The following is a 23,244-nucleotide window of genomic DNA, read 5'->3' as shown; positions in this document are numbered from 1 at the left end:
GCCCTGCATAACGCCCCCGCGTAAAAGAAAAGCGAAGCAGGTGGGGGACCTGCTTCGCCTTTTCTTGGGGACAGATGGTCTTGGGGAGACCATGCGAACGCGGAATTTTTGACCTTGGGAGCGATGTTGTTGGGGGAACAAACATCAGGTCACCGGTGGTTGGTGAGGGAGGCACCGCACCGGATGTCATCGCGTCCGACAAGTAGGAATATGCCGACAGATTGCGGCAGGAAATTCGGCCAGTCGGGGCCATTTCGTGTCAATTTAAGTCGAAATTATGTCACATCACCAATCAGCCTACAGGTGACCGGAAAACAAAAAACGAGACAGGTCGGGGGAACCTGGCTCGCTTTTTTGGGGGACAGATGGCCTTGGGGAGACCAGTCGAACGCGATATGCAGGGGCCTGTGGGGTGCAGAGCGTTGTTGGGGACAACGATGTCAGGCCTTGGCGAATTACGAGGGAGGGGCGCATCGCCAATTGATGCTGCGTTCGACAAGTAAAAATATGCCGCTCAAATACGGCATGAAAACCTGCCACATAAGGCAATTTCAGGGCAGATTAAGGCATTATGAACAAAATCCAAATTGTTATGAAACCCCGTCATTACCTCAAAAAAAAAAGAGGGCGGGGAATGCCCGCCCCCATTTTGGGGTCTAATGGTCTTGGGGAGACCTTTGTCAGCTTTTGGCATTCAGGCTCTCGTACGGGGGGACGAAGAGAGCAAGCCGGAGACGATTGAGGGGGGACAGAATGTTCCGACCATTTGCCGCTGACAATGTTGAACCTGACAGATGATTAAGGCTGGAAAGCAGGCCGGTTATGGCAATTCCAAGGCGAATTAAGGCTTTAATATGGCATTCGCCCGCAAAGCTAAAAATGGAAATGCTGTTGCTTTTGTATTACCATAACATAACAAAACCGGTGATTAAAAGCCCCTTTGACCTGCAGTATCACCTGATCACCGTCAACACCGCCATGCTCCTGTCTTTATAACCGACCCGGCGGATAGAACACATGTCAGGCGCTGCCCCCTGCCAGCTTTGTACCATCCTTTTGTGGCTTCACCTGACTTTCGGCATGAAACAGAAATCACCTGATGCGAACCCGCAAAAAGGAGAAGCCCGTGCCCCCGTCATCCCAAACCACCACCCCGAACAGCCCTGACAAACCAAGCCCGGAGGGGGCCCAACCGCCCCACCTTCATGCGCCTAGATGTGCTGCCATTGTCGGCCCTTATTCGTCGGGTAAAAGCAGCCTGCTGGAAAGTTTGCTGCTGGCAACCGGCAGCTTGCATCGTAAAGGGTCGATCCGCGATGGCACCACCGTTGCCGACAGCAGCGTTGATGCCCGCAACCACCAGATGAGCACGGAACCAACCATCGTTAAAGCCAGCTATTTACAGGAAGAATGGCACTTTATCGATTGTCCCGGATCGGTTGATTTTGCCCAGGACAGCCGGGACGCGGTAATGGTGTGCGATGTTGCCATTGTCGTGGTGGAAGCGGCCCCCGATAAAATGATAACGGCAGCGCCAATCCTGCAATTTCTGGACTATAATCGCATTCCACATCTGATTTTTATCAACAAAACAGACACTGCCAACAGCCGTATTCGCAACAGTTTAAACGCCCTGCAAGACCTGACAACCCGCCCTCTGGTCTTACGCGAAATACCGATCCGCGACGATGCCGATAATGACACGATTACCGGCTTTGTCGATCTGGTATCCGAACGGGCCTATGAATATCACGACGATGGTACGCCATCCCGCCTGATCGCCCTGCCCGGCCCTGCTAAAACCGACGAAAACACCGCCCGCGATGCCCTGCTTGAACAACTGGCCGATTTTGACGACACCTTGCTGGAACAAATTCTGGAAGACCAAACGCCGGCTAACAGCGAAATTTATGCCAGCCTGGGCCGGGATCTGGCCAACGACCTGATTGTACCGGTGTTTTTCGGCGCCGCCGAACGTGACAGGGGAATTCGGCGCCTGCTAAAAGCCCTGCGCCACGAAGCACCTGCACCCGATATTGCGGCGTATCGACTGGGAATTGACCCAACCCGGGATACCCCCGCCATCCAGATTTTCAAGACATTTCATCTGCCTCATGAAGGGCGGTTTTGCGTGGGGCGGGTTTTGTCAGGTATGCTCAGGAACGGCGAGTCGTTATTAAACGATCATGCCAACGGCATTTGCACCCTTTTTGGCAGCCGCCACGACAAAGTCGACAGCGCCCCCACCGGCAGCATTGTGGGTTTACCCCGCATGAACCACGCCCGTACGGGAATGCTGCTTGGCAACCACGACAGCACCCCCGCCGATTTATGGCCCGCCCCGTTACCGCCCCTTTACCAACTGGCACTGGTCGTAAACAAACCCGGTGATGATGTAAAGCTGACCGAGGCCCTGCGCTATATCTGCGAACAGGACCGATCCCTGTCGGTTTACCATCACGACCGCACCGGCCAGGTTATTTTACAAGGCCAGGGTGACATCCATTTGCAAATGGTTTTAGGCCAGCTTGGCGAACGCTATCATCTTGATATTGGCACCACCGCCGTTGCCACCGGCTTTGAAGAAACAATCCGGTCGGGTTTTAATGCCCATGGGCGATACAAAAAACAAAGTGGCGGGCACGGCCAGTTTGGCGATGTTAAAATTTCGGTCCGCCCGCTTCCCCGTGGCAGCGGCTTTGACTTTACCGATGCCATTGTTGGCGGGGCAATTCCCCGGCAATATATTAATGCAATACAAAAGGGCATTCTCGATGGATTACGCACCGGCCCCCTGGGGTTTCCAGTAACCGATTTGCACGTGACCGTAACCGACGGGGCGTTTCATGCCGTGGATAGTTCCGATCAGGCATTTCAAATGGCCGGACGCCTTGCCATTAGCGATGGCTTAAAACAGGCTGGCACCTTGTTGCTTGAACCTGTTGACGAGGTAACCTTTGTCGTACCAAGCGAATGCACATCAAGGACCCAGCGCCTGATCAGCACCCGCCGGGGCCAGATTTTAGGCTTTAACCCCCGGCCGGGCTGGCAGGGATGGGATGAAATACAGGCGCGTATGCCCAGTTGCGAAACCCGCGATATGATTTTGGAATTACGATCCGTCAGCCAGGGAACCGGTTTTTTCACCCGGCAATTTTCACATATGCAGGAACTTTCAGGCAAAGCCGCCGAAACGGCAATTCAGGCATGACCCGCCCCGCACCAGTAATAGATTTGATCTATCTTCAAACATTAAACTACTGATTGGCATTATCTTTTGTTCTGAAGGATAATGACGCCATCAACAGACAACATCGTTGGCGCAAGCCAGATTTTAGTGCCAGGAGAGCATCATGCAAATTGACATTGGTATTAACGAACAGAACCGTACCGACATTGCATCGGGGCTTGGCCGTGTTTTGGCTGATTCCTATGCGTTGTATCTGAAAACCCATAACTTTCACTGGAACGTGACCGGGCCGATGTTTCAGACCCTGCACACCATGTTCGAGCAGCAATATACCGAACTGGCGATGGCAGTTGATGAACTGGCTGAACGCATCCGGTCGCTGGGGGCTTTTGCGCCGGGCAGCTTTTCGGCCTATTCCGAACTTAGCTCCATTCCCGAGGAAAAAGGCGTTCCCGCCGCCAAGGAAATGATCAAGCAGCTGGTTGAAGGCCACGAAACCGTAATTAAAACCGCACGCGCCCTTTATCCGCTGTGCGACGAAGCCGACGATGATGCCACCGCCGACCTTTTGACCCAGCGCATTCAAATCCACGAAAAAACCGCATGGATGTTGCGTTCCCTGCTTGAAGGCTGAGTTCAGCATTCCTGCGGACCAAAACCGAACCGGTATGTACCAGACGGCCCTGTATGTGCAGGGCCGTTTTTGGTGATCGGACATATGTTTTTTTGCGTATCAAACAAGGTAAAAACAAATCCATCACCACCCCCTCACCGAGGCGTGACTTGCCCAAATCGGTTTTTGGCGGAATTCTAGAACACACACGGCGCACGCCATTCGTAGTGAACAGGAGAAAACCACATGCTGATCAAACGCAAGCGCGGCTGGGAATTACCGGAAAGCGCGGCGACGCCGGAATCCATTTATCGCAACCGCCGCAATTTCATCAAAGGCATTGCCGCAGGTACCCTTGGTGCTGCCGCCGCATCCCTGCCGGCTGGGCGCGCCTTTGCCCAGGCTGCTGGCCCCAATGCCGACCTGTACCCGGCCAAACATAACGATGCCTATACCGTGGACCGCGCCATAACCCCCAAGGCCAAGGCGACCACTTATAATAACTTCTACGAATTCGGATCGCACAAATTCATTTCCGATGCCGCCCAGGCAATGAAGATTACCCCCTGGACTGTTAAAATTGATGGTATGGTTGAAAAACCAATGGAAATGGATTTTGACGATCTGATCCGTAAAATGCCGCTGGAAGAACGGGTTTACCGGTTCCGTTGTGTGGAAGCCTGGGCGATGACCGTGCCCTGGACCGGTTTTCCGATGAAGGCCCTGGTCGCTTTTGCCAAGCCCACATCAGGGGCAAAATACATCCGGATGGAAACAGCGTCGCAAGAAGACACCATGCCGGGCCTTAAACAGTTCTGGTATCCGTGGCCCTATGTTGAAGGCCTGACCATGGCCGAGGCCACCAACGACCTTGCCATGATTGCAACAGGCCTTTATGGCGAACCCCTGCCCAAACAGAACGGTGCGCCATTACGCCTGGTAACCCCCTGGAAATACGGGTTTAAAAACATTAAATCCATCGTCAAGTTCACCTTCACCGATGAACGCCCGGTCGGATATTGGGAACGCCTTGCCGATAACGAATATGGTTTCTGGGCCAATGTGAACCCCAAGGTTCCCCATCCCCGCTGGAGCCAGGCCCAGGAACGGTTATTGTCGAACGGGGAAGAAGTACCAACCCAGCTGTTTAACGGCTATGCCGACTATGTCGCAGACATTTACAAGGGCATGGACGACCAAAAACTGTATATGTAATCACATGCTCGCGTTTTAAACGCATGGCTGCTTTGTCAGGGTCGGCTTTGTGCCGGCCCTTCGTTTTGGTTTATGTTGCGCGCAATTTGCACAACCTGAACGGAGGGTTCCATCTTGCCCGACGCAACATTTGCCAACCTGTTTTCCGCCCTTCCCGATGCCACAAAAGGCGAAGTTTTTGACGAAATCCTGCGATCGCCGTGCTTGCGGATCGAACGCATTGTGTCGCATGGCCAATCATCGCCGGAAACCGGCTGGTATGACCAGCAACCTGCCGAATGGGTTATTTTGCTTACGGGCAGTGCCGAAATCCTGTTTGAAAACGAAAACACTGGCCGGGTTTTAAAACCGGGCGACCATTTATACATTCCGCCCCATTGCCGCCACCGCGTGGTCTGGACCGAAAAAAACACCGAAACCGTATGGCTGGCTGTGTTTTTTGATGGTCGTGGCGTGCATTACAAACCCGTGTGATCCACAAAATACCCTGCTTACCCTGCCCTGTCATACAAAAGGTCGCGCCGATGACCAGCGCGACCCGATAACGTGCAAATAACGGTCACGACCCGTTATGGCCCTTTGCGGCGGCGACCTTTGTATTTCGGTTTATTGGCCGATTTGGAACCGGGACCGGCAGCACCGTCTTTGGGTGTAATGTCACGCGCCATCGGCCCGGCCTGCGAAAGCCCCAGTTCCTGACTTTCCAGCCGTTTAACTTCGTCGCGCAACCTTGCGGCTTCCTCAAATTCCAGATCGCCCGCTGCCTGACGCATCCGTTTTTCAAGGTCTTCGATATGGGCACGCAAATTATGCCCGATCATCACATCGCCCGAAACGCCGGTATCAACCGTGACATAATCGTGTTCGGCAACACTTTCGATGACATCGTGAATACGGCTGCGGATCGAGGCCGGGGTAATGCCATGGGCCTCGTTATAGGCCACCTGTTTTTCGCGGCGGCGATTGGTTTCGCCAATCGCATAATCCAGGCTGTCAGTCATTTTATCGGCATATAAAATCACCCGGCCATCAAGGTTACGCGCAGCACGACCAATTGTTTGCACCAATGATGTTTTGGACCGTAAAAACCCTTCCTTGTCGGCATCGAGAATGGCCACCAGCGCACATTCGGGAATATCCAGCCCTTCGCGCAGCAGGTTAATACCGACCAAAACGTCAAACACGCCCAAGCGTAAATCACGAATAATCTCTATGCGCTCTAACGTATCAATGTCGGAATGCAAATAGCGCACCCGCACACCGTTTTCGTGCAAATATTCGGTCAGATCCTCGGCCATGCGCTTGGTCAGGGTTGTGACCAGCACGCGCTGGCTTTTCTGCGCGCAGTCTTTGGCTTCGGCCAGCAAATCGTCAACCTGGGTTTCCACCGGGCGAATAATACATACCGGGTCGATCAGGCCGGTCGGACGGATCACCTGTTCGACAAATGTGCCGCCGGTTTTATTAATTTCCCATGGGCCAGGGGTGGCCGACACAAACACGCTTTGCGGACGCATGGCTTCCCATTCGTCAAACTTCAAAGGGCGGTTATCAACACAACTGGGCAGGCGAAACCCATGTTCGGCCAAGGTGAATTTGCGATTATAGTCACCCTTGAACATGCCGCCAATTTGCGGCACGGCAACGTGGCTTTCATCAACAAATAACAGGGCATTTTCAGGCAGATATTCAAACAATGTCGGGGGCGGTTCGCCGGGGTTACGGCCCGACAGCCATCGGGAATAGTTTTCAATCCCCTTGCAGTGGCCCACCGTTTCCATCATTTCAAGGTCAAAGGTTGTCCGCTGTTCAATCCGTTCGGCCGCCAGCAATTTACCTTCATTTTGAAACTGTGCCAGCCGGTCTTTCAGCTCCTGCTTAATCCCGTACATTGCCTGTACCAGGGTTGGGCGCGGGGTGACATGGTGCGAATTGGCGTAAACGGTGACGGAATCCATATTGGCAAATTTGTGCCCGGTCAGCGGGTCAAACTCAGTCAGTTCCTCAACCTCGTCGCCAAACATCGATACCCGCCAGCCCCGGTCTTCGGAGTGGGCCGGGAAAATTTCCAAAACGTCGCCGCGCACCCGAAAGGTACCACGGGTAAAGGCGGCATCGTTGCGGGTATATTGCAGTTCGACCAGGCGTTTCATAATGTCGTTGCGGTCAACTTCATCGTCCACCGAAATGCGCTGCGTCATTTCCAGATAGGTTTCCACCGCGCCAATACCGTAAATGCACGACACCGACGCCACGATAATACAATCGTTACGTTCCAGAATGGCACGGGTGGCCGCGTGGCGCATCCGGTCGATCTGTTCGTTGATCGAGCTGTCTTTTTCAATATAGGTGTCGGTCCGTGCCACATAGGCTTCGGGCTGGTAATAGTCGTAATAGGAAACGAAATATTCCACCGCATTTTCCGGGAAGAAACTTTTCATCTCGGAATAAAGCTGGGCAGCCAGCGTTTTATTTGGGGCCAGCACAAGTGCCGGGCGCTGGGTTTTGGCTATCAGGTTGGCAATGGTAAATGTCTTGCCCGACCCGGTAACGCCCAGCAAAACCTGGTCGCGTTCGCCCTGTTCTATCCCGTCATAAAGCTCCGCAATGGCCTGAGGCTGGTCGCCAGAGGGTTCATACTCCGTCACCAGCTTGAACTTGCGCGATCCTTCGACCGGCGGGCGGCGTTTTAACAACATTTCCGGTAGCGCATTCATCGGGCAGACCCCTGTTATATCCTTCCCTAGTTATAGGGAAGATATGCCCAATCGCAAGCCCTGCTCCTGACAGGTCCTGACAGGGGTTGTCATTATGTTGAAAAATCAGGCATCCCCGAAAGTGGCACAGCCCGCTTTCGGGGATATAATACCAGACCTCTATGAGAAGGACTCATGGAGGTCTGGTTAGGCGCGACGCCGCCGCCGCAGCGCGTGCCGCGAAAGGCAAGGGCTTTTACGAAGCCCGCCCGCCGATTGAGGGGCGCGTTGGTCGGTTTTGATCAACGCGCTTTGGCATAAAGTGTTCAACCCGCTTTATATCGTTTGGCGATAACAGAACTGCCCACTGTCGTAAGAATGACCGTGACCATCAGCAAGATAAAGGCCAGTGCCGCACCAAAAGGCCAGTTCGATGCCTTTGCAAACTGTTCATAAACAGCAGGTGCCATCATTTGGAATTGCGGCCCCCCAAGCAACAAAGGCGTTGCATAGGCGTTCATGCAAAGGATGAACACCAATGAAGCCCCGGCCAAAACACCTGGCAATGAGAGCGGAACAAGCACCCGAAAGAACGCGGTTGCCGGACGTGCCCCCAGATTGGCAGCCGCATCTTCGACCTGGCGGGGAATACTTTCGATCACCGATGCAAGCGTTAGGATCATATAGGGCAGCACAATGCCAACCGTCGCAAAGATCACTGCGCCGGGCGTATAGAGCAACGTTAAAGGCTCGGAGATAATGCCTAGCCCCAAAAGCGTTGCATTTATCAACCCGGTTGTACTTAAAAGCGCAAGATACCCTGCCGAACGCACCACCCCGCCCACAAGCAACGGAAACATTGTCAGAATAGTCAGCTTGCTCTTCCAGCGGCTTTCCATTCTTGCCAGCCAATAGGCAGGGCCATAGGCAAGAAGTGTCGTTAACACCGCACATGTCAGGGCCACCGTGATCGTCGTCATCAGGATTTTTTGATAGTACGGATCGACAACAGCTTTGGCGTAATTCTCGAATGTGAAGGCCTGCTGCATGATATAAAGCGGATCATATTCGTTAAACGAATACCGCAACATCAACAACATGGGGCCGCCCAAAAGAAGAAGAACGAGAAGTCCCGCCGGAAGAACAAGTTTTGCCATTTTGTTAGCCTTTGAGCACACGGTTCCAGGTATCGAGAAGCTTGGCCTGATTTTCCAGAATAAAGTCGAAATCCGGTTGCCATAGGCGATTTTGTTCTGCTTCGGAAAAGCCGATTTTCTCTTCAAGTTCCGGGCTGATATGGCCGTTTTTCACGGTGGGCAAATAGCCCATCTTTTCGGCAAAGGCCTTTTGGACTGAAGGTTCAAGCAGCGCATTCATATAGGCCATGCCGCCGTCCGGGTTGCGGGCATTCTTCGGCACAGTAGCCTCGTAAACGGCAGGGAAAGCGCCTTCTTCGGGCACAACCCATCCCAGATCAATTCCGGATTTGGACCAGCTGTAACCGCGCGCAGCAGAAATGATTGTTATCCAGATGTCACCAGATGCCAACGCCTGACCGACGGCCTCTGTCGACGGCAAAAGTTTCGCATCAAGCTCTTTCCAGGCGGCAACACCCTTTTCACTTCCGTCAAAGTCCGACAGCGTGCCGCCATTGTGGATCGCCGCATACGCCATATTGGAGGTATAGAGAAAATCGCTCAGCCCGATCTTTCCCTTATATTTCGGATTCCAAAGTTCCGCGATCGACTGAGGCGGGGTCGTGATCAGATCCTTGCGATAAACAATCGTATGCGCGGAATAAATCAAAGGTACCGAGTGTGCCTTTTTCAGAAACGGAAGAATGTTGTCGTAATTGGGAACATTCGCAGCATCAAGCTTCTCAACTGCGCCAACTTTGGCCGCAGCATACATGTCAAAATCGGCCAACAAGGCGGCATCCATGCTGCCACGACGCTGCATCCGTTCGGAAATCAGCTTGGTGCGGCGCGGTACCGGGCCGGAAATTTCCTGAAGAATATTGTAGCCCGCAGGCTGCATAACGGCTTCGTCAACATTGGCCTTCAGCAAATCACCAAAGGTGCCGCCCCATGTGCCGACAACAACATCGTTTGTTTGCGCCATCAGGTTCTTGGGAAAAACTGAAACAGCCGACAGTGCAGCTGCTGTAGCAAGAAAAGAACGACGGGTTAAATTAGGCATAAGTCTCTCCTGATATATGTATTTGATATTTTGGTGTTTTTTATTGTTAGTTGTTAAGAAGCCGTACCGACGCGACATCCCACGCAAGCCGAACCGCATCGCCGACACGCAGACCAGCGCGCATGTCGTCAGGTCCGGGAGTTGCTGTGACGACAGAGATAGAAGTTTCACCAACCCTAACCGTGTATTCGGTCTGCGCACCGAGATAGAGGCGCTCAAGCAGGGTCCCTTCGACCCCTTCGCCTTCGCCTTCGCCTTCGCGCGACAAGCTGATCTTTTCGGGCCGCAACGTGTAATATTGCGCATCCGCCACCGCCCCTGGCAGGGTCGGCATAAAGGTGCCGTCTGTGGTTCGGAACTTTCCGTCCTCGATACGGCCCTTGATCACATTCGAACGCCCGACAAAATCTGCGACAAAGGCATCGGCTGGCTGCTCGTAAAGGTCTTGTGCCGTGCCTGATTGGCGCACGCTGCCTGCTTCCATCAACACCAGTTTGTCGGACATGGTCAGCGCTTCTTCCTGATCATGGGTAACCATCAGGGTGGTAAGTTCCAAAGATTGCTGAAGTCCGCGAATTTCGCTGCGCACTTCTCCGCGCAACTTGGCATCAAGGTTGGAAAGCGGTTCATCTAGCAAGAATATATCCGGGTTCAAAACAAGCCCACGCGCCAAAGCTGCCCGCTGTTGCTGCCCCCCTGAAAGCTGACGCGGGTAACGATCCGATAAATGATCGAGCCTGACACGCTTAAGTGCTTCGATACTTTTCTCTTCGCGCTCCGCCTTGCCAACCTTTCGCATTTCCAGACCAAAACCAACATTCTGCGCAACTGTCATGTGCGGAAAAAGCGCATAGGATTGGAAAACCAATGCGGTATTGCGCTCATAGGGGGCCAGTTTTGTAACGTCTCGACCGTTGATCCGTATGGAGCCAGAACTTGGCTCGACAAATCCGGCGACCATACGCAGCGTTGTTGTCTTGCCACATCCCGATGGCCCAAGAAGCGATACAAGCTCGCCCGTCAGGATATGCATGCTCATGTCGGTCACAGCCACCGCTTCGCCAAATTTCTTGCAGACGTTTTCAAGTTCTAGAGATTTCATAGGTTCTGTCTCCAATGTCAGACGATGCGCGAGAGTTTTACGTAACGGTCCGTGATCAACATCATCGCGGCAATAACAACGACCTGAATGGTCGCAACCGCAGCAAGCGTCGGGTCGATCTGGAACTCAAGATAGTTCAGCATCGCGATTGGCAGAGTGCTCATTCCCGGACCAACCAGAAGCAGGGTCAGTTCAAGGTTTTCAAAACTCTGAATAAAGGAAAACATCGAGGCGGCGACAATCGCCGGGCGCATCATGGGCAGGGTAACCCGCATAAACACGGTCCAGGGACGTGCGCCAAGATTGGCGGCTGCCTCCTCAACACTTTTGTCCAGGCCCTGTAAGCCTGCGGTTGCAACACGCACTGTCCAGGGTATCGTCAACAAAATATGCGCTGCAACCAGGCCCGGCAAAGTGCCGACGATATCCATATCCAACTGGTTTTGAGCCACAAGAAAAGTAAGATAAAGTGCCGTGCCCGCCACAATCCCCGGCACAATGATCGGCCCCAAAAGAAAGGTCGTGATTGCCTGCTTGCCCCGGATCGCACTGCGTGTAAGTGCCAGCGCTGCCGCCATCCCCAACGGCACACCGATTAGGGTTGCCAATGCCGCCACCTTGAAACTGACGATGAATCCGCTTAGGAATTCTTCGCGATCAATCGCGTTCGCATACCATTCAAGTGATAATCCCGAAGGTGGAAACGTAATGATGGTGTCTTTAAAAAAGGATGTCACAACCAGCAACAACACCGGAAGCAGCATGACAAGATAGGCGAGAAAAATCACGCCCCGGTAGGTCAGGCGTGTCAACCGCATCAGAGTATCTCCTTTGAAGTCTGATCCAAAAAACATGACGCATTTTGATCTGCGATGACTTGCAGGCGGGCAAGGCATTCCGTGGGGAAACATCCTGCACGCGCCATCAGATTAAGTTGACCCAGCACTTCACCAGATGGTGCCCGCACCGGGATATTGATGATAGCATCACAACCGCCCTCAAGAATTCTTTGCCAGTCGGGAAAGCCTGCACGAAGCGCCTCTGCCCCATTGGTCAACACCGCACCATTGGCGTCACGCACACGGGCCATCGTCGGTGCATCCTCAAATCGCTTGAAACCGGCATCGGGAAAACGATCCGGGTGGGTCGAATAAATCCGTTCACCGCCATCCGGGTGATAGCGCAGGGCAGTTGCCGCGATAATCTCGGTTACATCGCGCATCTCGCCAAGCATCATATCGATCCCCTTTGCCATGGCACTCATATCGCGGACCTCTCCTGGTCCAGTGGCAATACAAGCCGGGTTTCCGACAATTCAAGCGTGATGTTGGCCATTTTGCCGTGGGGCACTTTTTTAAAGTGATCCTTGTCCGCACCCGACATCGAAAGGCGCAGTTTACTGCCTTTCGCCAATGTCCAGGCCGTTGGTAACAGGGGAATACGAATGCGCTGTACTTCGTTTAGCGGCAAGGGGCGTGCACTCTCACGACGATAGCTTCGGAAAGGCCAGTTGATGCGGATATTCTCCGGTGCGGCTTCTTCACCACGGAAAAGCGCCCGCAAAATACCTTCGGTGATGTAACGCTCTGTCCCGTCGGCTTCAATTTCGGTCAAATAAATGAAAAGCCCGGCGTCCGGTGCATCGAAACGGGCTGCCATATCAAGCAAAGCATGCCCTGAGATTGTCGTATCTTCCGTCATCGGCGCACTGTCAAACGAAAGCATAAGATCGGTTCGACCTTGCCAATCACAGTAATAATTTCGCGAATCCATCCCGGCGATCCGCTCATAACGTGTTTCAAACCCGGTGCCAGTTTCGGGCATACATTGATAGTCTGCCGTCCCGGTTACGCTTTGTGCGCCTAGCCCGCCAGCCTGATCGGGGTACAAAACAAGCTGGGCTGGTTTGGGCGGCCAGGTTTCCGCCTCGCCCCATGCTTCTTCGTGCATTTTAAAATAGGCAACGGGCGGCTCGGTGCGCAATCCGGTATTCATGTCCATCAAATAGGTATCAAAAAACCGCAAAACGGCGCCCAGCATCGAAAACGTTGGGGTTTCAAAAGCACGCCAGGGCGAAACATCAATTCGCGCACCATGGTCCCACGGGCCAAGCAAAAGGTGGTGCGGGTTTTTATCAAGCGTCAGAAACCGCGAAATCGCACCGTTGGCATAGCCTGCACCATCCATCCAGCCAGACATGGACAGAATTGCTACGTCCTCTTTGACGCCATCACAATATGAATAAGGGCTGATCGACGCACTGGAATAGTCCGGATCATAAGGAAGCCCCTGCTCGCGATAGCACAAGTCAGCCATAAAATCGGTCTGGCGGAAATTGGCCTGATGCTCTGCCACCGCAGCCGCGACCAGCGCACCGGACGGATCCTCGTCTACCGGCTGCGGACCAAGATAGTCCGGGCTTGCATAGTATTTATAATCCTTGAGATAGGCCCGCTGATCCAGATCGAGACCTTTCATCAGGTTATCATAAATCTGGGTCAGCGAGGCGCACTGCATGCCACCAGGAAAATAGTTGTCCGAATACGTATCCCAGACAGAAAACAACGGTGCGATGGCCTTTACCGCCCGATGACCCGTGGATGCCAGAAAGTCCGAAGCCGCGCCAAGATACGAAATCCCGGTGGCCCCGATCACACCATTGGACCATTTTTGACCGACCACCCAATCGGCAACCTCAGCGCTATCAAGGCGCTCAGAGGGGGAGCGAAATCCGTCTCTTGTTCCAAAACTGGCACCGGTACCGCGCACATCGATCACGATGACGGCATATCCGCGCGGCACAAAATAATCGCTGAATTTGCCGGTGTTCGGGTTCGGGATTGTTGTAGAATCAGGGGTAAGCTTAAAACGGCGAAAATACGGTGTGAACAACATCAATGCCGGAAATTGCACCTCTGGATCCGCCCCTTGCGGCAGATAGACATCGACGGCAAGTCGGCATCCATCGCGCATCGTCACATACCTGGAAACAGGCACGTCGGGCAATGTGTAGGGCACAGGGCGCTCTGCCTCATAGGCGGCGATGCGGCTTTGCAAGTCAGGGAAAGAGGTCATCAAAATGCGTCCGTGTTTGTTATTCTTATAATTAGACAAGCGAATAAATTTACTTGCGTAAAGTGAATTATTCTTCACTTTAGTTTCGCTTTACGAAAGTGTTTGCATTTCGATCGATGCGGAGACGGGTATGCCGATCAATCATAAATCTCTGGAGGCACTGCGCGCCTTCGTCGAAACCGGCTCTGTCATTGGAGCATCGGATCGCCTTTTCAGAACGGCCCCCCAAATAAGCCGTCTGCTTTCTGCACTGGAAGACGAGGTTGGTTTTCCCGTGTTATCACGTCGTGGAAGGCGGCTTCGTCTTACCAAAGAAGGAAAGGAATTTTATCAAGAAGTAGAAAGACTTATGCTTTGCCATGATGATCTGAACTTGCGCGCAGATCAAATCCGGCGGGGCAAAACCGAGCATATTCGTATCCTTGCTGCACCGTTTATTTCACATGCCGTCATCAACCAGACACTGGCGCAGATCATGATGCGCCGCCCCGATATGACAGCACAAATCGACTCTCGTGTGCGCCTTGATATTGATGTCTGGGTTACAGAGGAAACCTTTGATCTCGGCATTGCCCCCCTGCCGATTAAAGAGGGCGTTTTTAACATCGAACCCTTTCTGGAACTGCCAATGGTCGCGGTTATGAACCCGTCTCACCCTCTTGCAGCCAAAAAAGTCGTCACCTTCGATGATTTTTCCAGTCATCAAATCATTGCGACTCATGCCCGCTCTCTCCTCGGACAGCACCTCCAGTCTCTTGTTAAAAGAACGGGAAAACGTCTCAATGTCCGCGTGGAGGCGCGCAACGGGGTTATCGCCTGTCAAATGGCAGGGCTAAATCTTGGCTGCTGTCTTGCTGACCCTTTCGTCGCATTATCGAGCGGCGTTGAGGATTTGGTGATCCGCCCTTTTGAACCCGGCGGCATTTTAAAATACGGGTTTTTGTATCCGGCCGGGCGGAACCGAACCGAAATCGTCGATGAAGTCGCCACCGAAATTCGACACAGAACAACCGAGCTTGCACGTCACATTTTCGATGACGACGTCAGACTGTCTTTACGACTGTAAAACACAGTGCCATCGATACCTCTCGCGCAAGTCAGATTCCACACGCCCGGCACGACGGCGAGCCCTCTTGGGCGAATGTCATCAAAACTTTTACGGAACCCACAACGGCCAACCGCGTTTAAACGACCGAATCATCGCCTAACCCGCAATTGAGGCATTAAAACATCCCAAAGAACCCGCAAAAGCAGCTAAACCAACTTGAATTGCATTAGAACCGGGCGTAGGGTCCACCCGAAAGAACAAGAGTCTTTCCATTTCTCATTTCATTCCAGGGAAACAGACCAATGGCGTTTATTGCCGATCGTTTGAGCCGTATCAAACCCTCTCCTACCATTGCTGTCACCACCAAGGCCGCAGAACTCAAAGCTGCTGGCGTTGATGTGATTGGCCTTGGCGCAGGCGAGCCGGATTTTGATACCCCCGACAACATCAAAGATGCCGCAAAAGCAGCCCTTGATGCTGGCAAGACCAAATACACCCCGGTCGCTGGCACCCCGGAACTGCGCAAGGCGATTGTTGCAAAGTTCAAACGCGAAAATGACCTGGAATACACTATCGACGAAATCACCGTTGGTTGTGGTGGCAAGCAGACCCTGTTTAACGCCCTGTTTGCAACCCTGAACCCGGGCGACGAAGTTGTCATCCCGGCACCGTACTGGGTTTCCTACCCCGATATGGCGCTGATGGCCGAAGGCACCCCGGTTATTGTCGAATGCCAAGAAGAAAACGACTTCAAAATCACCGCTGCCGAACTTGAAGCCGCGATTACGCCGAAAACCAAATGGCTGGTCCTGAACTCGCCGTCGAACCCGACCGGTGCGGCATATTCGCGCGCCGAACTGCGTGCCCTGGCCGATGTTCTGCTGAAGCACGAACATGTTTATGTCATGTCGGACGACATGTATGAACACCTGGTCTATGACGGGTTTGAATTCACCACCATCGCCCAGATCGAACCGAAACTGAAGGCCCGCACCCTGACCTGTAACGGTGTGTCCAAATCCTATGCCATGACCGGCTGGCGTTTGGGTTATGCCGCTGGCCCGGTTGAGCTGATCAAGGCGATCAACAAGGTTCAGTCGCAAAGCAGCACCCATACCTCATCGATCAGTCAGGCGGCTTCGGTTGAAGCCCTCAATGGCCCGCAGGACTTCCTTGCTGAACGCGCCGAAGTTTTCAAATCGCGCCGCGATCTGGTTGTGGCAAAGATCAACGAATGTGAAGGCCTGAGCTGCAAAAAGCCGGAAGGGGCATTTTATGTCTATCCGTCTTGCGCAGGCACCATTGGCAAAACCACGCCGGATGGCAAGAAAATCGAAACCGATACCGATTTTGTCACCTACCTTCTGGAATCCGAAGGCGTTGCCGCGGTTCAGGGAACGGCCTTTGGCCTGGCCCCCTATTTCCGCATTTCCTATGCCACCTCGACCGAAGCCCTGGAAGAAGCCTGCAAGCGCATTAAACGCGCCTGTGCCGCTTTGAAATAAGGTCTTTCATCAAGGTTCATCTTATGACAAAGCCCGGTCTGCTCAGACCGGGCTTTGTTGTTTCAGGCTAAAGCACGTCGCGTTTCATCAGGCTGCTTCAAACCGAATTTTATGCGCCCCTTTCCACAACACCGCATTGCCCAGTTCCGGCAATTTATCGAGGTTGGAAGTGATGGTGATAAAGTGATTACCGGCCAGCTGGCCCATTTTTGATGAAAAATCGACCCCGCCATAGGCCAGCAGAATTTCCGTTTCGCTAATCCCGCCGGGATACAAAATGATATGGCCCGGTGCCGGGTGGCTGGTATGGTTTTCGTAATCAACGCCAAAGGTGTAATCGCCTAACGGAATCCAAACCCCTTCGCCCGACCAGCGCACATGCACGATATCGCCTTCATAGGGCAGTAATTTCCGAAACGCTTCCGAGGTTTTCGGCGCTTTTTCGCATTCAAGCCAGGCATCAAATTCATACGAGCCAGCGTAAACTTTCAACTTCATTTCAGTCTCCTGATCAAACGGGTGCGGGGAAGGAACGGGTCGAGGCATGGCGATAACGACCATCGCCTTTTTCGCCGGTAAGGGTGCCATCCCTGACCATGACTTTGCCTCCCAGCACAATTGTGGTCGGCCAGCCGGTCAATTCCAGGCCTTCATACGGGGAATAGTCAGACCCATCGTGCAAATCGGCATGGCGCACGGTGCGTTTTTCCGCCGGGTCCCAAATCGCAATATCGGCATCCGCCCCAATGGCGATGGTGCCTTTTTGCGGATACAGGCCATAGGTTTTGGCGTGATTGGTCGATGTCATGGCGACAAAACGGTTAATGTCGATGCGCCCTTTCATCACCCCTTCGGAAAACAGGATCGGCATGCGTGTTTCAACACCGGGAATGCCGTTGGGAATATGGCGGAAACTGGTGCGCCCCTTGGGGGTCAGCTTGCCTTGCGGGTCATCATAACGAAACGGGCAGTGATCGGATGAAAACAGTTCAAACACCCCGTTTTCAATACCGCGCCAGCAGTCGGCCTGGGCGGCCTTGTCACGCGGTGGCGGCGAACACACAAACTTTGCCCCTTCCCAATCCATCCCGTCCAAATCATCGGCCGTTAACATCAGATATTGCGGGCAGGTTTCGCCAACCACCTTTGATCCCCGACTGCGGGCGCGCGATATTTCGTCGCGGGCTTCGCCATTGGAAACATGCACAATCACAATCGGCACATCGACAACTTCGGCCAGGGCCAGGGCGCGATGGGTGGCTTCGCGCTCCACCGCAACCGGGCGCGTGGTGGCATGAACACGCGGGGCCACATCCCCCGCTTTTTCATGCTTTTCGATCAAAAAGCGAATGGCATCTTCGTTTTCACAATGCACCATCACCGTGGCCCCGGTATCACGCGCCACATCCAGCGTGCGCAGGATCGATGCGTCATCCAGGCGCAAATCCTGATAGGTCATGAAAACCTTAAGCGAGGTATAGCCATCGGCAATCAGGGCCGGCAGATCCTGCCCCAAAACGGCATTGGTGGGGTCGCAAATGATCAGATGAAAGCTGACATCGGTGTAACATTTACCCTCGGCCTGATCGTGATAATCCTTCAGCGTTTCACGAAGCGGAGTGCCCTTTTCCTGCAGGCAAAACGGCATGATGGTGGTGTTACCGCCAAAAAGGGCCGATAGTGTACCGCTTTCAAAATCATCAGCCATGACAATCCCCTCGCCCGAGGGCTGCGAGATATGAACATGGCTGTCGATGCCGCCGGGCAGAACATATTTGCCTTCGGCATCAATTTCCTGCGCACCGCCCGACAGGTTATCGCCCATCTGCACAATCTTGCCATCACGAATGGCGATGTCGCATTTAAAGGTATCGGATGCCGTCGCAACGACACCGTTTTTGATCACAAGATCAAACTGGCTCATGGATCATCTCTCTTTGCTGGTCGGTCGGTTCGGGTCAGTGCGCCAGAATTTTGCTCAGGAACCCTTCGGTGCGCGGGTTGCGATTGCCCGAAAAGAATTCTTCTGTCGGGCAATCTTCAACAATTTCACCGCTATCAATAAAAATCATGCGGGTGGCAACCCGGCGGGCAAATCCCATTTCGTGGGTCACGACCATCATGGTCATGCCGTCACGGGCCAGTCCGCCCATAACATCAAGCACTTCGGAAATCATTTCCGGGTCCAGCGCGGATGTGGGTTCATCAAACAGCATCGCCATAGGTTCCATCGCCAGGGCGCGGGCAATGGCCACACGCTGCTGTTGCCCGCCCGAAAGCTGAAGCGGGTATTTGGGGGCCTGTGCGGCCAGTCCAACCCGGTCAAGCAATTCCAGCGCCTTTTTACGCGACAATTCCGGGCTGCGCCCCAAAACCGTGCGCTGTGCCAGCATGATATTGTCGACAATGGTTAAATGCGGGAACAGTTCAAAATTTTGAAAAACCATGCCCACACGGCTGCGCAAATCGGGCAGGTCCGTTGCCGGATCGCCCACCTCGATACCATCAACGCGAATAGATCCTTCCTGAAACGGTTCCAGTGCATTGACGCATTTGATCAGGGTGGATTTACCCGACCCGGAAGGCCCGCAAATCACGACCACTTCGCCTTTATCAACACTGGTAGAGCAGTTTTTCAGGACCTGATAATCGCCATACCATTTGCTTACATCGGTTAATTCAATCATGGCTGTCCTTTGGAAAAACGTGAAATCGAAAAGGGTTCAAGCCCGCGCGATTGCCTTTGCCCGGAAACCAGCGCGGCTGTGATCTGCCCCACCAGGGGGCCAAGTGTGTAACCGTTTGAGGTAACAGCATTAAAAAAGCCCGGTTGGTCCGGGTGTTCGCCCAGGATCGGCGCGCCATCAATATTGATGTTCATCGCCGCCCAACTGCGAATGATGTGAAGTTTGCGCAAGGCGGGCACCACATGCTGGGCAACCCATAAATTGCCTTCCAGACTGTCGATTAACGGACGCGGATGGTGATGCACCGGGTCCAGGCCCGCCGTCCAGCCACCGCCAATAATGAAATTGCCATTGCTGGCCTGCTTTAACGTCAAATGCCGGTCAGCATGGGCAACAAGGCACCCAATTAACGGGGCGACAGCCTCGGTCACGACCATCTGCAACGGCGCCCCAAAAACCGGCACCTCCAACCCCAACATAGTGCCGATACGCGATGCGTAGGCGCCGGCTGCATTCACAATGTTTTTGGCGCGTATCCTCCCGCGTGAGGTGGTAATGGCAAAGCCCCCGCCATCCTTTTCAATCCCGGTGACTTCGGCACGGTCAAACACATTGGCACCAGCGGCACGGGCGGCATCAAGCACGCATTGGGTGACAACCAGCGGGTTGATTTTACCTTCCTGCGGGCAATAGGCTGCCCCCATAAATTTGCGCGACAAGGCCGGTTCAAGGGCAACCAATTCATCCGCACCAATCACCCGGCAATCCATGCCCATGCTGCGTTCCGCACGGGTTTTTGCTTCCAGAAAGCGCATATCGCGCTCGCTTTCGGCCACCATGATGCCCCCGGTGATTTTCATTTCAAAATCAGCACCAAGGTCGTTTTGCAAATCGGCCCATAGCTGGATGGAATCACGTTGAAGCGGCAGGGTTTGCTGTGCCGGTGTGCCGCCGCCTTCGGCCCGCGCACCATGATCAAACGATAAAAGCTGCGCGTGCAGGCTGCCCGCATTCCCGCCCGATGCCAGCGAATTGGGATAGGCCTTGTCGATCACCACCACCTCGCGCCCGGCGCGGGCCAGGAACAACGCGGTCGAAATACCGGCAATACCGGCACCAATCACCACGGTTTCCGTTTGCGATACAGGCAAGGGGCCCGCACCTTCCAGCGGCGCCGTTTCGGGCAAATGGCTGCGTTTATGGCCGCCCCATTCCGGCTTTTCGCGCGCCAATGCCGCCAAGGGCACCGGGCGCAACGGCATTTGCGGGGCCAGAAAACCGGTTTTTTCGTTTATCGGGCGTTTGTCGGCACCTGTTTGAGGGGTTGAGGTTGGGGTTGGGGCTACATCAGGATCAATATGATGGGCATCGGCAATCGCCCGGACATTATGGCTGCAATACCGCCCCTGACAGCGCCCCATGCCCGCACGCGATAATCGTTTCAACGTGGCAACATCATCACAGGCGGTATTGGCAAGAAGACGCAGGGTTTGCAGGGTAACTTTTTCGCAGCGGCAAATTTCGGTGTCACCGGGCAGGTCATTAACGCTGGTTTCATCAACGTTATAAAGCGCCCATAAAACACGTTGAAAGGCCTGATAACGGGCCAGTTTATCGGCAAGCCCCACACGATTTGCCGCAAAACCCAATTTTTGCGCAATGGTTGCCCCCGTCAATTTGCCCTGCGCCAGGGCCACATGGGCACCACCAAACTGTGCGGCTTCGCCAATGCTATAAATATCATCCTGGGTGGTTTTACCCGCATGATCGCGCTGGGCAACCAATTGGCCCTGTATAACCGTGTGTCCACAGCCCAGCAAACGGGACAATTCGTTAGATGATGTAAACCCGCCCCCCAAAAGAACCGTATCGGCACGAAACACCTTTGGGCCAGCGGGGGTCGCAACCTCGACCGTTTGCACAGCCCCCGTGTCATTGGCACGGATACGGGTGACACGGCTGCCCCATAAAATGGGCACCCCGCCCAGTTTAAGGGCGGATACCTGGCGTACCCCGCGCAGGGCCAATTGGGGGTCACTTTTAAACAGGGGCAACAGTTTTGCCGGCTTTTGCCACGGCGACGCGGCGGCCTCCAGCACGGCCACCACCTCCGCGCCGATTTTGCGCAACTCCATTGCCACTTGCAAATTCAACGGGCCATTGCCGGCAATCAGAATGCGCTTGCCCGGAGCAGCCCCATAGCTTCGCAAAAATGTTTGTGCCGCCCCGGTGGTCATCACACCGGGCAAGGTCCAGCCGGGTATGGGGTCCGGGCGTTCATAGGCCCCGGTGGCAATGACCAATGCCCTGGGAAACAAATAAAACGCGCCGTTCGGGCCATAGAGGCCAACTTTCAAACGGCCGTCACTTTGGCGTTCCGCCCCCCAAACAACCGTTTTTTCATGAATACGCGCCCCGGCATTGTGGGCCTGCGCAATCAGTTTGGCCCCATCCGATATTTGGCTATCACGCCGGTAATGCTGTTGGGCGGCATTCGACGAGGGCTGTTTGAAAAACTGGCCGCCCGGCGCGGATCGGTCATCAACCACAATCACCTGCGCCCCCGCACCCGCCGCCATTGATGCCGCTGCCAACCCGGCAGGCCCGGCCCCAACCACAAGAATATCGGTTTCATCGCTGGGAATATTCGTCGGTGGGGTGGTGATTTCCGCGATCGTGTTGGTCGTTGCGGCATCCGGCGTGCCAATTGCAGGCCGGGCCGCCTGCGCGCTGACCAGCATGTTATGTTCCACCAGCGTCATGCAGGACCGCTGGCTTGCAACATGGTTAATCGTCACCAGGCATTCATTGCAAACGCCCATGCCACAAAACACACCCCGGCCCTGGGTTTCGGAGACAGGTGCAAGGTTACGTATGCCCGCAGCATAAAGGGCGGCGGCAACGCTTTGCCCACGCTGCGCGGTAATGGCGCGCCCTTCATAAAAAAACTGCACTTCTGCGTTCTCGTTGGGGCGGGGTGTGGTTGAGGACGGGCTTTGCATGGGCCGGTGTGCCTTATTGCGCAAAGGTCAGATTAAAATCCGACACCAGTTTCTGCATTGCCTGGTCTTGCGGCTGGGGCAAAGGCAAGCGCGGCGGGCGCGGCGGACCTGCCTGAAACCCCATATGCGACAGCAACGATTTGGTGCCCGCAACATAGGCCTGCCCGCCGACCGCTTCGATCACGGGCAGCCATTTCAGGTAAAGGGCACGGGCCTCGTCAATTTTGCCTTCGTCGGCAACCAGTTCAAAAATGCGTGCCATCGGCCCCGGTGCCACATTGGAGGCCACCGCCACCCAGCCTTGTGCCCCCATAACAAAGGATTCAAACCCAAGAATACCGCCAAAGACGGTCATGTTATCACCGGCGAAACGAATGATGTCGCGCACGCGCGTGATTTCCAGCGTGGATTCCTTGATATAATCGCAGCCCTCAATTTGCGCGATGCGGGCCACCAGTTCCGGTTTTAAATCAACATTCGACGTTGCCGGGTTGTTGTAAACCATAACAGGAATGGAAATCGCCTCGGCGATGGTCTGGTAATGCACCACAAGTTCATCATCGGTCGGGGTCGAATAAAAAGGCGGGATCACCATCACCCCATCCGCCCCCATAACTTCGGCAATCTTGCTCAGTCGGACGGCTTCGCGGGTGTCTTCGGCACCGGTTCCGATCAGCACAGGCACACGCCCGGCGGCGGTTTCAATCACGGTGCGGGCAACGGCATCGCGTTCTTCTTGCGACAGCGATAAAAACTCGCCTGTTGAGCCCAACGGGATCAGGCCATGAATGCCCTGGCGAATTTGCCAGTCGGTGAAATCGGCAAGGGCTTTAAGGTCCAGGGATCCGTCATCGGCATAGGGGGTAATCATAACGGTGAAAACACCGCGAAACTTGGGGCTCATTTTATCGA

At 54.2% G+C, this 23,244-nt stretch carries 18 protein-coding genes; 6 read left to right on the top strand and 12 right to left on the bottom strand.

From position 1 onward, the window contains the following. Positions 1 to 1,126: 1,126 nt before the first annotated feature. From J4E05_RS14250 to J4E05_RS14235, 4 genes are all read left to right on the top strand, one after another. Complete coding sequence (locus J4E05_RS14250) at positions 1,127 to 3,211, top strand: elongation factor G (RefSeq protein WP_349596712.1); 2,085 nt, start codon at positions 1,127 to 1,129, stop codon at positions 3,209 to 3,211. A gap of 142 nt (positions 3,212 to 3,353) precedes the next feature. Beyond that, positions 3,354 to 3,824 (top strand): Dps family protein, encoded by a 471-nt coding sequence (locus tag J4E05_RS14245; RefSeq protein WP_085588024.1) that lies wholly within the window; start codon positions 3,354 to 3,356, stop codon positions 3,822 to 3,824. Between the two features lie 225 nt (positions 3,825 to 4,049). After that, the gene (gene msrP, locus J4E05_RS14240; protein ID WP_349596709.1) at positions 4,050 to 5,018 is read left to right on the top strand and encodes a protein-methionine-sulfoxide reductase catalytic subunit MsrP; all 969 of its coding nucleotides are present in this window, start codon (positions 4,050 to 4,052) and stop codon (positions 5,016 to 5,018) included. Between the two features lie 114 nt (positions 5,019 to 5,132). Beyond that, the gene (locus J4E05_RS14235) at positions 5,133 to 5,492 is read left to right on the top strand and encodes a cupin domain-containing protein (protein WP_349596706.1); all 360 of its coding nucleotides are present in this window, start codon (positions 5,133 to 5,135) and stop codon (positions 5,490 to 5,492) included. A 95-nt stretch (positions 5,493 to 5,587) separates the two neighbouring features. On the opposite strand, the gene uvrB is transcribed toward J4E05_RS14235, so the two are convergent. From uvrB to J4E05_RS14200, 7 genes are all read right to left on the bottom strand, one after another. Next, a complete protein-coding gene (gene uvrB / locus J4E05_RS14230) occupies positions 5,588 to 7,735 on the bottom strand; it encodes an excinuclease ABC subunit UvrB (protein ID WP_349596703.1) in 2,148 nt (715 codons plus the stop codon). A 305-nt stretch (positions 7,736 to 8,040) separates the two neighbouring features. Further along, positions 8,041 to 8,871: an ABC transporter permease gene (locus tag J4E05_RS14225; RefSeq protein ID WP_349596701.1), complete on the bottom strand. Its 831-nt coding sequence runs from the start codon at positions 8,869 to 8,871 to the stop codon at positions 8,041 to 8,043. A 4-nt stretch (positions 8,872 to 8,875) separates the two neighbouring features. Then, positions 8,876 to 9,913 (bottom strand): extracellular solute-binding protein, encoded by a 1,038-nt coding sequence (locus tag J4E05_RS14220; RefSeq protein WP_349596699.1) that lies wholly within the window; start codon positions 9,911 to 9,913, stop codon positions 8,876 to 8,878. A gap of 46 nt (positions 9,914 to 9,959) precedes the next feature. Beyond that, positions 9,960 to 11,015, bottom strand: a complete 1,056-nt coding sequence (locus J4E05_RS14215) for an ABC transporter ATP-binding protein (protein ID WP_349596696.1) — start codon at positions 11,013 to 11,015, stop codon at positions 9,960 to 9,962. 17 nt (positions 11,016 to 11,032) lie between these two features. Then, positions 11,033 to 11,833, bottom strand: a complete 801-nt coding sequence (locus J4E05_RS14210) for an ABC transporter permease (RefSeq protein WP_085588039.1) — start codon at positions 11,831 to 11,833, stop codon at positions 11,033 to 11,035. Beyond that, a complete protein-coding gene (locus J4E05_RS14205; RefSeq protein WP_349596693.1) occupies positions 11,833 to 12,279 on the bottom strand; it encodes a hypothetical protein in 447 nt (148 codons plus the stop codon). Before J4E05_RS14205 ends, J4E05_RS14210 begins: the two co-directional genes overlap by 1 nt. Continuing rightward, entirely contained in the window at positions 12,276 to 14,090 is a 1,815-nt protein-coding gene (locus J4E05_RS14200) for a CocE/NonD family hydrolase (protein ID WP_349596690.1), read from the bottom strand. Before J4E05_RS14200 ends, J4E05_RS14205 begins: the two co-directional genes overlap by 4 nt. A 130-nt stretch (positions 14,091 to 14,220) precedes the next feature. Between J4E05_RS14200 and J4E05_RS14195 the strand changes: the two genes are divergently transcribed. Together J4E05_RS14195 and J4E05_RS14190 are read left to right on the top strand one after the other, a co-directional pair. After that, entirely contained in the window at positions 14,221 to 15,156 is a 936-nt protein-coding gene (locus J4E05_RS14195) for a LysR family transcriptional regulator (protein WP_349596687.1), read from the top strand. Between the two features lie 284 nt (positions 15,157 to 15,440). Further along, entirely contained in the window at positions 15,441 to 16,643 is a 1,203-nt protein-coding gene (locus J4E05_RS14190) for an aspartate transaminase (protein ID WP_349596684.1), read from the top strand. Between the two features lie 87 nt (positions 16,644 to 16,730). Here J4E05_RS14190 and J4E05_RS14185 read toward each other — a convergent pair whose 3' ends face one another. Genes J4E05_RS14185 through dapA form a run of 5 tightly spaced genes read right to left on the bottom strand, consistent with a single transcriptional unit; the run spans position 16,731 to position 23,236 of the window. Then, on the bottom strand, positions 16,731 to 17,141 hold the full coding sequence (locus J4E05_RS14185) for a DUF3830 family protein (protein ID WP_349596682.1): 411 nt from the start codon (positions 17,139 to 17,141) through the stop codon (positions 16,731 to 16,733). A 13-nt stretch (positions 17,142 to 17,154) separates the two neighbouring features. Beyond that, positions 17,155 to 18,567 carry a dihydropyrimidinase gene (gene hydA / locus J4E05_RS14180; protein WP_349596679.1) on the bottom strand — a complete coding sequence of 471 codons (1,413 nt, stop codon included), beginning with the start codon at positions 18,565 to 18,567 and terminating at the stop codon, positions 17,155 to 17,157. Positions 18,568 to 18,601: 34 nt separating this feature from the next. Next, positions 18,602 to 19,330 (bottom strand): amino acid ABC transporter ATP-binding protein, encoded by a 729-nt coding sequence (locus tag J4E05_RS14175; RefSeq protein WP_349596676.1) that lies wholly within the window; start codon positions 19,328 to 19,330, stop codon positions 18,602 to 18,604. Further along, entirely contained in the window at positions 19,327 to 22,332 is a 3,006-nt protein-coding gene (locus J4E05_RS14170) for an FAD-dependent oxidoreductase (protein WP_349596673.1), read from the bottom strand. Before J4E05_RS14170 ends, J4E05_RS14175 begins: the two co-directional genes overlap by 4 nt. Before the next feature lie 13 nt (positions 22,333 to 22,345). Beyond that, positions 22,346 to 23,236, bottom strand: a complete 891-nt coding sequence (gene dapA, locus J4E05_RS14165; protein ID WP_349596670.1) for a 4-hydroxy-tetrahydrodipicolinate synthase — start codon at positions 23,234 to 23,236, stop codon at positions 22,346 to 22,348. Positions 23,237 to 23,244: the final 8 nt, after the last annotated feature.

This window comes from Thalassospira sp. NFXS8 (assembly GCF_040148805.1).
Taxonomy (GTDB): Bacteria; Pseudomonadota; Alphaproteobacteria; order Rhodospirillales; family Thalassospiraceae; genus Thalassospira.
The sequence above is the reverse complement of the archived record's forward strand: the minus strand, read 5'-3'. Positions and strand labels throughout refer to the sequence as shown.

What these genes read in the sequence shown, in the direction of transcription:
- msrP (WP_349596709.1), top strand. Translation starts at nt 4,050, where the DNA reads ATGCTGATCAAACGCAAGCGCGGCTGGGAATTACCGGAAAGCGCGGCG.
- J4E05_RS14185 (WP_349596682.1), bottom strand. Translation starts at nt 17,141, where the DNA reads ATGAAGTTGAAAGTTTACGCTGGCTCGTATGAATTTGATGCCTGGCTT.
- J4E05_RS14195 (WP_349596687.1), top strand. Translation starts at nt 14,221, where the DNA reads ATGCCGATCAATCATAAATCTCTGGAGGCACTGCGCGCCTTCGTCGAA.
- J4E05_RS14190 (WP_349596684.1), top strand. Translation starts at nt 15,441, where the DNA reads ATGGCGTTTATTGCCGATCGTTTGAGCCGTATCAAACCCTCTCCTACC.
- J4E05_RS14170 (WP_349596673.1), bottom strand. Translation starts at nt 22,332, where the DNA reads ATGCAAAGCCCGTCCTCAACCACACCCCGCCCCAACGAGAACGCAGAA.
- J4E05_RS14200 (WP_349596690.1), bottom strand. Translation starts at nt 14,090, where the DNA reads ATGACCTCTTTCCCTGACTTGCAAAGCCGCATCGCCGCCTATGAGGCA.
- J4E05_RS14225 (WP_349596701.1), bottom strand. Translation starts at nt 8,871, where the DNA reads ATGGCAAAACTTGTTCTTCCGGCGGGACTTCTCGTTCTTCTTCTTTTG.
- J4E05_RS14175 (WP_349596676.1), bottom strand. Translation starts at nt 19,330, where the DNA reads ATGATTGAATTAACCGATGTAAGCAAATGGTATGGCGATTATCAGGTC.
- J4E05_RS14210 (WP_085588039.1), bottom strand. Translation starts at nt 11,833, where the DNA reads ATGCGGTTGACACGCCTGACCTACCGGGGCGTGATTTTTCTCGCCTAT.
- J4E05_RS14205 (WP_349596693.1), bottom strand. Translation starts at nt 12,279, where the DNA reads ATGAGTGCCATGGCAAAGGGGATCGATATGATGCTTGGCGAGATGCGC.
- J4E05_RS14245 (WP_085588024.1), top strand. Translation starts at nt 3,354, where the DNA reads ATGCAAATTGACATTGGTATTAACGAACAGAACCGTACCGACATTGCA.
- hydA (WP_349596679.1), bottom strand. Translation starts at nt 18,567, where the DNA reads ATGAGCCAGTTTGATCTTGTGATCAAAAACGGTGTCGTTGCGACGGCA.
- uvrB (WP_349596703.1), bottom strand. Translation starts at nt 7,735, where the DNA reads ATGAATGCGCTACCGGAAATGTTGTTAAAACGCCGCCCGCCGGTCGAA.
- dapA (WP_349596670.1), bottom strand. Translation starts at nt 23,236, where the DNA reads ATGAGCCCCAAGTTTCGCGGTGTTTTCACCGTTATGATTACCCCCTAT.
- J4E05_RS14220 (WP_349596699.1), bottom strand. Translation starts at nt 9,913, where the DNA reads ATGCCTAATTTAACCCGTCGTTCTTTTCTTGCTACAGCAGCTGCACTG.
- J4E05_RS14215 (WP_349596696.1), bottom strand. Translation starts at nt 11,015, where the DNA reads ATGAAATCTCTAGAACTTGAAAACGTCTGCAAGAAATTTGGCGAAGCG.